This is a genomic window from Azospirillum sp. Marseille-Q6669 (genome assembly GCF_965111635.1).
Window position 1 is genome coordinate 352,070 of record NZ_CBCOOP010000002.1, and the last position, 13,592, is coordinate 365,661.

Annotated in this window: 13 protein-coding genes; 11 read left to right on the top strand and 2 right to left on the bottom strand. The window is 67.6% G+C overall.

Annotated features, from left to right (window positions below):
• Window positions 1-51: 51 nt before the first annotated feature.
• The 4 genes from proS to ACWPXE_RS12890 all read left to right on the top strand — a co-directional run bounded on the left by proS (window position 52) and on the right by ACWPXE_RS12890 (window position 4,421).
• Window positions 52-1,365, top strand: coding sequence for a proline--tRNA ligase (gene proS / locus ACWPXE_RS12875; RefSeq protein ID WP_454018176.1), 1,314 nt, complete (start codon window positions 52-54; stop codon window positions 1,363-1,365).
• A 151-nt stretch (window positions 1,366-1,516) separates the two neighbouring features.
• Window positions 1,517-2,764 (top strand): lipoprotein-releasing ABC transporter permease subunit, encoded by a 1,248-nt coding sequence (locus tag ACWPXE_RS12880; protein ID WP_454018177.1) that lies wholly within the window; start codon window positions 1,517-1,519, stop codon window positions 2,762-2,764.
• The gene (locus ACWPXE_RS12885; protein WP_454018178.1) at window positions 2,757-3,452 is read left to right on the top strand and encodes an ABC transporter ATP-binding protein; all 696 of its coding nucleotides are present in this window, start codon (window positions 2,757-2,759) and stop codon (window positions 3,450-3,452) included. The genes ACWPXE_RS12880 and ACWPXE_RS12885 overlap by 8 nt, the downstream gene beginning before the upstream one ends.
• Window positions 3,453-3,563: 111 nt before the next feature.
• A complete protein-coding gene (locus ACWPXE_RS12890; protein ID WP_454018179.1) occupies window positions 3,564-4,421 on the top strand; it encodes a dienelactone hydrolase family protein in 858 nt (285 codons plus the stop codon).
• Window positions 4,422-4,436: 15 nt separating this feature from the next.
• Here the strand turns inward: ACWPXE_RS12890 and ACWPXE_RS12895 are convergent, their stop codons facing one another.
• Complete coding sequence (locus ACWPXE_RS12895; RefSeq protein WP_454018180.1) at window positions 4,437-5,324, bottom strand: EamA family transporter; 888 nt, start codon at window positions 5,322-5,324, stop codon at window positions 4,437-4,439.
• A gap of 81 nt (window positions 5,325-5,405) precedes the next feature.
• Window positions 5,406-6,008 (bottom strand): hypothetical protein, encoded by a 603-nt coding sequence (locus ACWPXE_RS12900; RefSeq protein ID WP_454018181.1) that lies wholly within the window; start codon window positions 6,006-6,008, stop codon window positions 5,406-5,408.
• A 189-nt stretch (window positions 6,009-6,197) separates the two neighbouring features.
• Here ACWPXE_RS12900 and dnaE point away from each other — a divergent pair, with 189 nt between their 5' ends.
• The 7 genes from dnaE to frr all read left to right on the top strand — a co-directional run bounded on the left by dnaE (window position 6,198) and on the right by frr (window position 13,591).
• Window positions 6,198-9,680: a DNA polymerase III subunit alpha gene (gene dnaE, locus ACWPXE_RS12905; RefSeq protein ID WP_454018769.1), complete on the top strand. Its 3,483-nt coding sequence runs from the start codon at window positions 6,198-6,200 to the stop codon at window positions 9,678-9,680.
• Between the two features lie 48 nt (window positions 9,681-9,728).
• Window positions 9,729-9,908: a hypothetical protein gene (locus tag ACWPXE_RS12910; RefSeq protein WP_454018182.1), complete on the top strand. Its 180-nt coding sequence runs from the start codon at window positions 9,729-9,731 to the stop codon at window positions 9,906-9,908.
• Window positions 9,905-10,180 carry a type II toxin-antitoxin system RelE/ParE family toxin gene (locus ACWPXE_RS12915; protein WP_454018183.1) on the top strand — a complete coding sequence of 92 codons (276 nt, stop codon included), beginning with the start codon at window positions 9,905-9,907 and terminating at the stop codon, window positions 10,178-10,180. The genes ACWPXE_RS12910 and ACWPXE_RS12915 overlap by 4 nt, the downstream gene beginning before the upstream one ends.
• A 199-nt stretch (window positions 10,181-10,379) precedes the next feature.
• Window positions 10,380-11,174 (top strand): 30S ribosomal protein S2, encoded by a 795-nt coding sequence (gene rpsB / locus ACWPXE_RS12920; protein ID WP_145678218.1) that lies wholly within the window; start codon window positions 10,380-10,382, stop codon window positions 11,172-11,174.
• 115 nt (window positions 11,175-11,289) lie between these two features.
• On the top strand, window positions 11,290-12,219 hold the full coding sequence (tsf, locus tag ACWPXE_RS12925; RefSeq protein WP_183180758.1) for a translation elongation factor Ts: 930 nt from the start codon (window positions 11,290-11,292) through the stop codon (window positions 12,217-12,219).
• Window positions 12,220-12,273: 54 nt separating this feature from the next.
• Complete coding sequence (gene pyrH / locus ACWPXE_RS12930; RefSeq protein ID WP_454018184.1) at window positions 12,274-13,029, top strand: UMP kinase; 756 nt, start codon at window positions 12,274-12,276, stop codon at window positions 13,027-13,029.
• Window positions 13,030-13,033: 4 nt separating this feature from the next.
• Window positions 13,034-13,591, top strand: a complete 558-nt coding sequence (frr, locus tag ACWPXE_RS12935) for a ribosome recycling factor (protein WP_014240153.1) — start codon at window positions 13,034-13,036, stop codon at window positions 13,589-13,591.
• Window position 13,592: the final 1 nt, after the last annotated feature.

Sequence of the window (13,592 nt, forward strand, 5' to 3'; positions counted from 1 at the left end):
TGCGGCCCGGCGTACCGCCGGACGAATCCCCTCGAAACCGAGAGCAGAGCCATGCGGCTGTCCACCTTCTTCCTGCCGACCCTCAAGGAGACCCCGACCGAGGCGCAGATCGTCTCGCACCGCCTGATGCTGCGGGCCGGGATGATCCGCCAGACCAGCGCCGGCATCTACGCCTGGCTGCCGCTGGGCCACCGGGTCCTGAAGAAGATCGAGCAGATCGTCCGCGAGGAGCAGGACGCCGCCGGCGCCCAGGAACTGCTGATGCCGACCATCCAGTCGGCGGAGCTGTGGAAGGAAAGCGGACGCTACGACGATTACGGCAAGGAGATGCTGCGCATCACCGACCGCCACGACCGCGAGATGCTGTTCGGCCCGACGAACGAGGAGATGATCACCGACATCTTCCGTGCCTTCGTGAAGAGCTACCGTCAGCTTCCGCTAAACCTCTACCACATCCAGTGGAAGTTCCGGGACGAGATCCGCCCCCGTTTCGGGGTGATGCGCGGGCGCGAGTTCCTGATGAAGGACGCCTACAGCTTCGACATCGACCCGGTCAGCGCCCGGCGCTCGTACCAGAAGATGTTCCTGGCCTATCTGCGCACCTTCGCCCGCATGGGGCTGAAGGCCATCCCGATGCGCGCCGACACCGGCCCCATCGGCGGCGACCTGAGCCACGAGTTCATCATCCTGGCCGAGACCGGCGAGAGCGGCGTCTTCTGCCACAAGGATTGGCTGACCCTGGACGTGCTGCAGAACGCGCCGGGCTTCGACGAGGACCTGCAGCCTTTCTTCGACACCTACACCTCGATCTACGCGGCGACCGACGAGAAGCACGAGCCGGGCAACTGCCCGGTCGCGGAGTCGGATCTGGTGTCCGCGCGCGGCATCGAGGTCGGCCACATCTTCAACTTCGGAACCAAGTACTCGAAGCCGATGAACGCCGTCGTCGCCGGTCCGGGCGGCGAGCCGGTTCCGGTGGAGATGGGCTCCTACGGCATCGGCGTGTCGCGCCTGATGGGCGCCATCATCGAGGCCAGCCACGACGACAACGGCATCATCTGGCCGGACGCCGTGGCGCCCTTCAACGTCGGGCTCGTCAACCTGAAGGTCGGCGACGCCGAGACCGACCGCGTCTGCCAGGAGCTGTACTACAAGCTCCGCGCCAACGGGCTGGACGTGCTGTACGACGACCGCGACGAGCGCCCGGGCGTGAAGTTCGCCGACATGGACCTGATCGGCCTGCCGTGGCAACTCGTCGTCGGGCCGCGCGGCCTGAAGAACGGCGTGGTCGAGCTGAAGCGCCGCGCCACCGGCGAGAAGCAGGAGCTGTCGGTGGAGAGCGCGCTGGAGAAGCTCTCGGCGTAACACCGTGGGGCGGGGGAGCGGGCGCCTTGGAAGGTCGCCCTTTTCCTGCCACGGTTAAGCACTTATGTTGCGGGGCGGCGGACTGGTTGCGGTCCGCCGCCTTTGCTTTTGCCGGGCCTCCGTCGCCCGCCCTTCGCTCATCGGGAGCCGCATGATCTTCTCCGCCTTCGAACGCATGGTCGCGATGCGCTATCTGCGGGCGCGCCGCCAGGAAGGGTTCATCTCGGTCATCGCGGGATTCTCGCTGCTGGGCATCGCGCTCGGCGTGGCGACGCTGATCATCGTGATGTCGGTGATGAATGGCTTCCGGGCGGAGCTTCTGGGCCGCGTGCTCGGCCTGAACGGCCACCTGAACGTCTACAGCGTCCGCGGCGGCCCGCTGCCCGATTACGACCCGCTGGTGCAGCGCCTCCAGGGCGTGCCCGGCGTGGTCGGGGTGACGCCGACGGTGGAGGGCCAGGCGCTGGTCTCGGTGCGCGGCGTCGCTTCCGGCGCGGTGGTGCGCGGCGTGCGGCCGGAGGATTTCCGGGTGCGGCCGACGCTGTCGCGCAACATCGTGCGCGGCACGGTGGAGGCCTTCGGAGAGGACAACATCGCCATCGGCATCCGCATGGCGCAGCGGCTGGGGCTGGCAGTCGGCGACCAGATGACCCTGATCGCGCCGCAGGGCAACGTCACCGCCTTCGGCACCGTGCCGCGGATGCGCAGCTTCACCATCGGCGCCGTGTTCGACGTCGGCATGTTCGAATACGACAACAGCTTCATCTTCCTGCCTCTGCCGGAGGCCCAGGCCTTCTTCCGCACGGGCGAGGCGGTGACCTCGCTGGAGGTCTTCGTCAGCGATCCGACCCAGATCCGCGCGGCACGCGACGCCATCCAGTCGGCGGTGGCCGGGGTGGGGCGGGTGGTCGACTGGCAGCAGTCCAACGCCAGCTTCTTCACGGCGCTCCAGGTCGAGCGCAACGTGATGTTCCTGATCCTGTCGCTGATCATCACGGTGGCCGCCTTCAACATCATCTCCAGCCTGATCATGCTGGTGAAGGACAAGGGACGCGACATCGCCATCCTGCGCACCATGGGCGCCACCCGCGGCATGATCATGCGCATCTTCTTCCTGTCCGGTGCCTCGGTGGGGGTGGCGGGGACGCTGGTGGGGGTGGCCCTGGGCGTGTCCTTCGCGCTGAACATCGAGACGATACGCCAGGGCATCCAGGCACTGACCGGCACCAACCTGTTCAACGCCGAGATCTATTTCCTGTCGCAATTGCCGGCGAAGATCGACTGGTCGGAGGTGATCCAGGTCACCTTCATGGCGCTGGGCCTGTCCTTCGCCGCCACCGTCTACCCGTCCTGGCGGGCGGCACGCCTCGATCCGGTGGAGGCCCTGCGCTATGAGTGAGCCGATGCTGGAACTGTCGGGGATCGTCCGCACCTTCGAGCAGGCGGGGACGGAGCTTCATGTGCTGCGCGGGGCGGAGCTGACCGTCCATGCGGGCGAGCTGGTCGCGCTGGTCGGCCCGTCGGGCGCCGGCAAATCGACCCTGCTGCACATCGCCGGCTTGCTGGAGCGGCCGACGGCGGGCACTGTGCGGATCGCCGGGACCGACGTGTCCGCCCTGGACGACGGGAGGCGGACGGAGGTGCGCCGCCGCTCGGTCGGCTTCGTCTACCAGTTCCATCACCTGCTCCCGGAATTCTCCGCGCTGGAGAACATCGTGCTGCCGCAGATGATCAACGGCGTCGCCAAGCGCACCGCCCGCGAGCGCGCCCTGGAGCTGCTCCGGATGGTCGGGCTGGAGCCGCGCGCCGGCCATCGTCCAGCCCGCCTGTCGGGTGGCGAGCAGCAGCGGGTCGCCATCGCCCGCGCGCTGGCCAACGGGCCGGGCCTGCTGATCGCCGACGAACCCACGGGCAACCTCGACCCGCACACGGCGGAGGGGGTGTTCGCCATGCTGACCGCCATCGTGCGGCAGGCGCGGGTCGGCGCGCTGATCGCCACCCACAACCTGGAGCTTGCGAACCGCATGGATCGGGTGCTGGAAATGAGCGACGGGCTTTTGGTTGAGCATCGGTCCAACCCGGCCTGATCACTAAAAACTGATCCTCGGGGAGTTGTCAGTCCCGGTTCCGCACCCCACACTCCGGCACAGGCTTGGCCAGCTCAGGCTTAAGGTCAAAACCGATCGGAAGGGTGAGGGATGGACCAGAAAATCATCGACCTGTACGACGAGTACACCCACAGGCCGCTGCCGCGCCGCGTCTTCCTGGAGCGGCTGGCGGTGCTGGCGGGCAGCGCGGCGGCCATTCCGGCGATCCTCTCCCAGATCGAGCCGAACTACGCCCTGGCCGCCGAGATTCCGGAGGACGACAGCCGAATCGCCACGGACCGCGTCACCTTCCAGGGGGCGACCGGCGACGTTCAGGCCTACCGGGCCCGCCCGAAGCTGGCGGAGCAGGCGCCCTCGGTGGTGGTGATCCACGAGAACCGTGGCCTGAACCCCTACATCGAGGACGTGACGCGGCGGCTGGCGGTGGCCGGCTTCGTCGCCATGGCCCCGGATCTGCTGTCCCCGCTGGGCGGCACCCCGCAGGACCCCGACCGTGCCCGCGAGATGATCGGCCAGCTCGACCCCGACAAGACGGTGAACAACCTGATCGCGTCGATGAGCGACCTGATGGCCTACCGCTACTCCAACGCCAAGGTGGGGGCCATCGGCTTCTGCTGGGGCGGTGGCATGACAAACCGGCTGGCCATCAAGGCGCCGGACCTCAAGGCAGGCGTCGTCTTCTACGGCCCGGCGCCCGACCCGGCGCTGGTCACCACGATCAAGGCGCCGCTCCAGCTCCACTATGCTGGGCTGGACAACAATGTGAACGCCAAGGTGCCGGCCTACGAGGAGGCCCTGAAAAAGGGCGGCAAGTCCTACGAACTCTTCATGTACGACAACGTGAATCACGCCTTCCACAACGACACGTCGGCGGAGCGCTACAACAAGGAGGCGGCGGACCTCGCCTGGGGCCGGTCCGTGGAGTTCCTCAAGAAGAACCTGACCTGAGCGATCAGGCCTTTGTCAGGGCCGATGGGTGGCGGGCCGTGCAGAGGGCAGCTTCAGCACGGCCACCGCCAGCCCGGCAAGCACCAGAAGCGCGCCGGCCATCTTCAGCGGGGTGAAGCTCTCCCCCAGGACCAGCGCGCTTGAACTCATGCCGAAGACCGGCACCAGCAGCGAGAAGGGCGCCACCAGGCTCGCCGGGTAATGGCGCAGCAGGAAGCCCCAGGCGGCAAAGCCGAACAGCGTCGCCCCGAAGGCGATGTAAGCCACCGCCCCGACGCCCAGCGGCGTCAGATGGGTCAGGGCCTGCCACGCCCGGTCCGGCCCCTCCAACCCCAGCGACAGCAGCAGCAACGGGATCGGCGGCACCACGCTGACCCACAGCATCATGCGGAACAGGTCCGGCGCCCTGGCCTGCTTCATCAGCAGGTTCGCCACGCCCCAGGTGGCCGCGGCGGCCACGACCAGCCCCAGCCCGAGGAGCGAATCGCCCGCCGGCATCTCCAGCGCGATCAGGCCGATCCCGGCGAAGGCCACCGCCATGCCCAGCACCTGCTTCGGACCGGGCCGCTCCCCCAGCACCAGCGCGGCGAACAGGGCGGTGAAGAAGGCCTGCGACTGCAGCACCAGCGAGGACAGTCCCGCCGGCATGCCGATGTCCATCCCGACGAACAGCAGCGAGAACTTCACCACCCCCAGCACCATCCCGATGCCCAGGATGAAACGCCAGGGCACCGGCGGACCGCCGCGAACCCCCAGCACGAGAAGCGGCAGAGCCGCCAGCGCGAAGCGCAGGGCGCAGAACAGGATCGGCGGGAAATCCGCGAGGCCGACCTTGATGGCGACGAAGTTGAAGCCCCAGATTGCCGCGACGGCAAGGGCCAGAGCGATGTGGGCGGTGCGCATGGGGCCGAGGCTAGACCCGCAAGGCGCGGCGGTCAACGCGGCGCAACAGCACGCAAGGAGGGTGGGATCGCTCGCTGTGCTTTACTTCTCCGTGTGAAGGATGCGGCACTCGTCCAGCGCGGCCAGCGCCCAGGAGGAGCCGCCGAGATTGACGTCGCCGATCTCCGTCCCGCCGCCGTCCCGCTGCAGCGTCACCGCGCGCGACCGCATGAAGGGCTCGAACAGGTCCTCGTACTTCGGCAACTCGACCGGCACCACCACGCCGCCGTCGGGCAGGGGGCTGGCCTCCAGCGCCATGGTCTCGCCGTCGGGGAAGATGGCGGTCAGGCGGCTTTCCGTGTCCTTGCCGGCCTGGGCGTGCTGGTCGGCGTTGACCAGCATGGCCGCCCCCTTCGCCGTCGCCCGGAAGGAGAGGGGGGAGGAGTCGTCCGCCCGCGTGGCGTAGCAATAGGCCGAGCCGGTCTTGGTCGCCGGATGCGCCCGCACGACCCAGCCCTTGTTCTGCGCGACGACGCGCCCCGGCGCGTCGGACAGGGGGGAGGCGGGCGTAACGGTCGGCGGCGGCCGGTGGGTCTGCTCCGCGGACGGTGCGGGGGCGCCGGTGGTCTGGCAAGCCGTGAGGAGCGTGGCCGCCAGCACCGCCAGGACGGCGCTGGAGCGGATGCGGCGCATGGAACGGGTCATTCTCGGATCGTGGCTCTGCCTCTTTCGATAGCACGAACACGCATGATCGGGGAATCTTCCCTTACCCTCGACAGGGTTGGCGCATCGCCGCATGGCCGGGCCCGCGCTTGGTCCCTTGCAGTGCGGGGCCGGATGCGCGACGACTAGGGGAGACGTCCCCCTTCGCTGGAACCGGTGCCCATCTCCGCCATGCCCCACGCCGACTTCATCCACCTGCGCGTCCACTCCGCCTATTCCCTGTCCGAGGGCGCCATCAAGGTGAAGGAGCTGGTCAAGCTCTGCCAGAAGAAGGGGATGCCGGCGGTCGCCGTGACCGACACCGGCAACCTGTTCGGCGCGCTGGAGTTCGCGCTGGCCGCCGCGGATTCGGGTGTGCAGCCGATCATCGGCACGGTCCTGGGCATCACCCGAGTCGGACCCGCCAACGGCAAGCCGGGCCTGCCGGGCAAGGCGGCGTCGGTCCCCGACCAACTCGTCCTGCTCTGCCAGACCGACGAGGGCTACCGGAACCTGATGAAGCTGGTGTCCAAGGCCTTCCTGGAATCGGATCCGATGGCCGGGCCGCAGATCCCGCTGGACGCGCTGGAGGGCCATTCCGCCGGGCTGATCGCGCTGACCGGCGGTCCCGGCGGCTCGGTCGGGCGGCTGCTGGGCGAGGGGCAGAAGGATCTGGCGCTCGACGTGCTGGAGCGGCTGAAGCGGCTGTTCCCCGGCCGGCTCTATGTCGAGCTTCAGCGCCACCGCGACCATTTCGCGGTGATCGAGGACGCCATCGAGCCGGCGCTGATCGACCTCGCCTACGCCCACGACCTGCCGCTGGTCGCCACCAACGATTGCTATTTCGCGACCGAAGACATGTACGAGGCGCACGACGCGCTGCTCTGCATCGCCGAGGGTGCCTACATCGGTCAGACCGAGCGCCGCCGCCTGACCCCCGACCACCGCTTCAAGTCGGCCGAGGAGATGCGGGACCTGTTCAAGGACCTGCCGGAGGCGGTGGACAACACGGTCGCCATCGCCCGGCGCTGCTCCTTCCTGCTGAAGCCGATCAAGCCGATCCTGCCGCCCTTCCCCTGCGAGGGCGGCCGCGACGAGGGGGAGGAGCTGCGCGCCCAGTCCCGCGAGGGTCTGGAGATGCGGCTGAACAGCGTCGTCTACACGCCCGACATGACGCCGGAGCAGCGCGCGGAGACCCGCAAGACCTATTTCGAGCGGCTGGAGTTCGAGCTGGACGTCATCGTGTCGATGAAGTTCCCCGGCTACTTCCTGATCGTGTCGGACTTCATCAAGTGGGCGAAGACGCACGACATCCCGGTGGGTCCGGGCCGCGGTTCGGGCGCCGGCTCGGTCGTTGCCTGGGCGCTGACCATCACCGATCTGGACCCGCTGCGCTTCGGCCTGCTGTTCGAGCGCTTCCTGAATCCCGAACGCGTGTCGATGCCCGACTTCGACGTGGACTTCTGCCAGGACCGCCGCGAAGAGGTGATCCGCTACGTCCAGGACAAGTACGGCTACGACCGCGTCGCCCAGATCATCACCTTCGGTAAGCTCCAGGCCCGCGCCGTTCTGCGCGACGTCGGGCGCGTGCTGCAGATGCCCTACGGGCAGGTGGACAAGATCTGCAAGCTGGTGCCGAACAACCCGGCCAACCCGGTGACGCTCCAGCAGGCGCTCGACAGCGAGGAGATGCTGCGCCAGGCCCGCGACGGCGACGAGACGGTGGCGCGCCTCGTCAACATCGCGCTGAAGCTGGAGGGTTTGTACCGCCACGCCTCGACCCACGCGGCGGGCGTGGTGATCGCCGACCGGCCGCTGCACGATCTGGTGCCGCTGTACCGAGACCCGCGCTCCGACATGCCGGTCACCCAGTTCAACATGAAGTTCGTCGAGCAGGCCGGTCTGGTGAAGTTCGACTTCCTCGGCCTGAAGACGCTGACCGTGCTGAAGACGGCGGTGGACCTGATCCCTGAGAAGCCGGACCTGACCACCGTCACGCTGGACGACCCGCGAAGCTACGAGATCCTGGGGCGCGCCGAATCGACCGGCGTGTTCCAGTTGGAAAGCTCGGGCATGCGCGACGTGCTGCGCCGGCTGAAGCCGAACCGGCTGGAGGACATCATCGCGCTGGTGTCGCTCTACCGCCCCGGCCCGATGGACAACATCCCCAAATACATCAAGGTGAAGAACGGGGAAGAGCAGCCCGACTACATGAATCCGGCCCTGGAGCCGATCCTGAAGGAGACCTTCGGGATCATGATCTACCAGGAGCAGGTCATGCAGATCGCCCAGGTGCTGTCCGGCTATTCGCTGGGCGGCGCCGATCTTCTGCGCCGCGCCATGGGCAAGAAGATCAAGGAGGAGATGGACAAGGAGCGCGACAAGTTCGTCGTCGGCGCCAAGGGCAAGGGCGTGGACCCCGATCAGGCCAGCATGATCTTCGATCAGGTGGCCAAGTTCGCCGGCTACGGCTTTAACAAGAGCCACGCCGCCGCCTATGCCCTGGTCGCCTACCACACCGCCTATCTGAAGGCGAACCACCCGGTGGAGTTCATGGCGGCGTCGATGACGCTCGACCTCGGCAACACCGACAAGCTGAACGTCTTCCGGCAGGAGCTGGTGCGGCTGAAGATCAAGCTGCTGACTCCGGACATCAACAAGTCCGACAGCATCTTCGGGGTGGAGGCGCTGCCCGACGGCACCAAGGCGGTGCGCTACGCGCTGGCCGCGGTGAAGGGCGTCGGCCTGCCGGCCATGAAGGCGGTGGTGGAGGAGCGGCGGAAGAACGGCCCCTACAGGAGCCTGTTCGACTTCGCCCGCCGCCTCGACCTGAAGACCATCAACAAGCGCCAGCTCGAAAACCTGACCTGCGCCGGCGCCTTCGACGGCATCAACCCGAACCGCGCCCAGGTGCACGCGGCGCTGGAGACGCTGATCCGCTACGCCCAGGCCGAGGCGGCCGAGCGCGACAGCGGCATCGGCAACCTGTTCGGCGGCGCTGGCGGAGGCCTGAAGGAGCCGGACCTGCCCAAGGTCAAGGAGTGGGAGCCGCTGGAGAAGCTGAAACACGAGTTCGGCGCCATCGGCTTCTACCTGTCCGCCCACCCGCTGGACGCCTTCGCCGGTCCGCTGGCCCGCATGCGTGTGGTGCGCTCGGCGGACCTCGCCACGGCAGTGACCGGCGGCGGCTCGACCCGGCGCAGCGTCGCCGGCATCGTGGTCAGCCGCAAGGAGAAGACGGCGAAGTCGGGCAACCGTTTCGCCTTCGTGGAACTGTCCGACGGCAGCGGCGGCTATGAGGTGACGGTCTTCTCCGAGGTGCTGGCGACCAACCGCGACCTGTTGGAGGCCGGACGCCCGGTCCTGATGACCGTGGACGTCCAGATGAACGGCGAGGACATCCGTCTGACCTGCCAGGAGGTGAAGCCGCTGGAGGACGCCGTCGCCCAGGTCTCCGACGGTTTGAAGGTGGTGGTGCGCGACGGCGGTCCGGTGGAGAGCATCCGCGGCATGCTGGAGCGGCTGGCCCGCGGCAAGGGAAAGATCCACCTGCTGGTGGAGATCGACCCGTTGAAGGAGGTGGAGATCCAGCTTCCCGGTTCCTTCAACATCACCAACCAGAGCCGCGCCGCGCTGAAGGCGGTGCCGGGCGTGGTGGAGGTGGTGGAGCTGTAATCGGGTGCACAGCTGGAAAAGGCCGTGCCGGGATGTCATATTCAAGCCATGCCGAACCTCGCCCGCCAGATCGACGATGAAGCCGCGGAATCCGACGCCCTGAAGGCTGCGGTGGCAAAGGCGCGCGCAGACCGGCGCGGCGTGCCGCACGAGCAGATGCGGGAATGGCTGTTGCGGATGGCCGAGGGTGAGTTCGGTGCGGAGCCACCGGAAACTCGCGACCTGTGACGGTCGTCTGGCGAGCGGCAGCGCGTGCTGATCTCGTCCGCATTTTGCAATACATCTCGCAGGAAAATCCGATCGCCGCGCGGCGCTTGGCCCAGGAGTTGGTTCTGGCGGGAGATAGCCTGCAGGTTTTTCCGCGACGCGGTCGCCGGGGCTTGGTCGAGGGTACGCGAGAACTGGTCGTCGTCCGTCCCTATGTCATCGTCTACGACATCGGCGAGGACGAAACCGTTTCGATCCTGCGGCTTTGGCACAGCGCTCAAGATCGCGGTTAGCCGCTGAAAAAACAGGATCGCGCTCCCGACCGAATTGCCAAACCGGTGTTGCCAAAGCGGTTCCGGCGGGCTATGTAAGCGCCGTCGTCAAAACCTCACGCGGGCTGGCGGTCCCTCGGCTTTACCCCGATGGCCCGATCCGGTGTCCTGTCAAACGGACAGTGCCCGCGGCGGAGCAACCGGAAAAGGACTTTTCCAAATGGCTATTCCGTCTTTCACCATGCGCCAGCTGCTCGAAGCCGGCGTCCACTTCGGTCACCACACCCGCCGCTGGAACCCGAAGATGGGCACGTACATCTTCGGCGTGCGCAACGGTGTGCACATCATCGACCTGGAGCAGACCGTCCCGGCGCTGCACCGCGCCCTGCAGGCCGTCCGTGACGTCGTCGCCGGCGGCGGCCGCGTCCTGTTCGTCGGCACCAAGCGCCAGGCCCAGGAGAAGGTGGCCGAGGCCGCGTCGAAGTGCGGCCAGTACTACGTCAACCACCGCTGGCTCGGCGGCATGCTGACCAACTGGAAGACCATCTCCCAGTCGATCAAGCGCCTGCGCGAGATGGAAGAGCGCCTGGGCGGCGACACCTCGGGCCTGACCAAGCGCGAAATCCTCGAGCTGACCCGTGAGCGCGACAAGCTGGAGCGCGCGCTGGGCGGCATCAAGGAGATGGGCGGCCTGCCGGACGTCCTCTTCATCATCGACACCAACAAGGAGTCGATCGCGGTCAAGGAAGCCAACAAGCTCGGCATCCCGGTCATCGCGGTGATCGACAGCAACTCCGATCCGGACGGCGTGGCCTTCCCGATCCCGGGCAACGACGACGCCCTGCGCGCCATCGACCTGTACTGCGAGCTGGTGAACGGCGCCGTGCTCGACGGTCTGCAGGCCGAGATGAGCGCCGCCGGCATCGACGTCGGCTCCAGCGAGGAGGCTCCGGCCGAGCAGCTGCCGGAAGCCGAAGCGGAAGAGGCCGCGCCGGCTGAGCAAGCCCAGGCCTGATCCCGGTGATACGGGGCAGCCGGGCCTTATGACCTATGGCCCGGCTGCCTTTTTTATGAGTTGTTTGGATCAACCCGATCCGCTTGGATCTGTTCGGAAGGAAGAGGGCGAAACCATGGCCGAGATTACCGCCGCGCTCGTCAAGGAACTGCGCGAGAAGACCGGCGCGGGCATGATGGACTGCAAGAAGGCGCTGGCCGAGACCCAGGGCGACCTCGAGGGCGCCGTTGACTGGCTGCGCAAGAAGGGCCTCGCCGCCGCCGCCAAGAAGTCCGGCCGCGTCGCCGCCGAGGGTCTGGTCGCCGTCGCCACCGCCGGCACCGCGGGCGCCGTCGTCGAGGTGAACGCCGAGACCGACTTCGTCGCGCGCAACGACAAGTTCCAGGCCTTCTCCCTGAAGGCCGCCGAGCTGGTCCTGTCCGGTTCGGGCGACGTCGAGGGCCTGAAGGGCACCGCCTATCCGGACGCCGGCCGCACGGTCCAGGAAGAGCTGACCAACCTGATCGCCACCATCGGCGAGAACATGAACATCCGCCGCTCGGCCAAGCTGTCGGTCCCGGCGGGCGTTGTCGTGTCCTACGTTCACTCGGCCATCGCGCCGGGCCTCGGCAAGATCGGCGTTCTGGTCGCCCTGGAGTCGACCGGCGACGCCGCCAAGCTGAACGATCTGGGCAAGCAGATCGCCATGCACATCGCCGCCGCCCGTCCGGACGCCCTGGACATCGCCGACGTCGACACCTCCGCCCTGGAGCGTGAGCGCAACGTGCTCGCCGACCAGGCCCGCGCCTCGGGCAAGCCGGAGAACATCGTCGAGAAGATGCTCGAAGGCCGCATCCGCAAGTACTACGAGGAAGTGGTGCTGCTGGAGCAGACCTACGTGATCGACGGCGAGACCAAGGTCCGCAAGGTGGTTGAGAACGCCGCCAAGGACGTCGGCGCCCCGGTCAAGGTGACGGGCTTCGTCCGCTTCGCGCTGGGCGAGGGCATCGAGAAGGCGGAGAGCGATTTCGCCGCCGAAGTCGCCGCCGCCGCCGGCCAGAAGTAAGGACCCGGCGACCCGCCGCACGCACTCTTCACACCAACCGGGAGAAAGCCCCCCATGGCCCAGACCACCGGGACCACCGAGCCGGCTGACGGCATCCGCTTCAAACGAGTCCTGCTGAAGGTGTCGGGCGAGGCGTTGATGGGTCAGCGCGACTACGGCCTCGACCCGGAGGTGGTCAACCGCGTCGCCAATGAGGTGAAGGCGGTGATCCAGCTGGGCGTCCAGGTCAGCCTGGTCATCGGCGGGGGCAACATCTTCCGCGGCGTGAAGGGTGCGGCGAGCGGCATGGAGCGCGCTTCCGCCGACTACATCGGGATGCTCGCCACCGTGATGAACGCCCTGTCGATGCAGAGCGCTCTGGAGCGGATGGGTGTCGCGACCCGCGTGCAGTCGGCCATTCCCATGTCGTCTGTGTGCGAGCCGTACATCCGGCGCCGCGCCATCCGGCACATGGAGAAAGGCCGCGTGGTGATCTTCGCCGCCGGCACCGGCAACCCCTTCTTCACCACCGACACCGCCGCCGCTCTGCGCGCGTCGGAGATGGGCTGCGATGCCCTGCTGAAGGGCACGCAGGTGGACGGCGTCTACACCGCCGACCCGAAGAAGGTGAAGGACGCCGAGCGTTACGAGCGCCTGAACTATCTCGAAGTCCTGGCGAACGATCTGCAGGTGATGGACGCTTCCGCGATCTCCCTGGCGCGTGAAAGCCACATCCCCATACTCGTGTTCTCGATCCACACACCCGGTGCCTTCGCCGAAGTGATGCAGGGCCGGGGCAAATTTACGATCATCAACGAAGAAACGGAGTGAGCCCGTGGCTGCGCCCGATGCATCGGATCTCAAGCGCCGCATGGAAGGAGCGCTTGAGGCGTTTCGCAAGGAGTTGAGCGGTCTGCGCACCGGCCGCGCCTCCGCCAGCCTGCTTGAGCCCGTCACCATTGAGGCTTACGGCGCCAGGATGCACCTCAAGGAGGTCGGCACCGTCAGCGTGCCGGAGCCGCGCCTGATCGTCGTGCAGGTGTGGGACCGCGGCATGGTCAAGGCCGTGGAGAAGGGCATCCGCGATTCGGGCCTCGGCCTGAACCCGCAGACGGAAGGCCAGTCGATCCGTGTGCCGCTGCCCGACCTGACGCAGGAGCGCCGCAAGGAGCTGGCCAAGGTCGCCCACAAGTACGCCGAGCAGGCCCGCGTCGCCGTGCGCAACGTGCGCCGCGACGGCATGGACGGCCTGAAGAAGGCCGAGAAGGCCGGAGACATCTCGCAGGACGAGCACAAGGGGCTCGGCGAGAAGGTCCAGGCGCTCACCGACCAGTACATCAAGCTGGTCGACGATGCGCTTGCGGCGAAAGAAAAGGACATCATGCAGGTCTGAC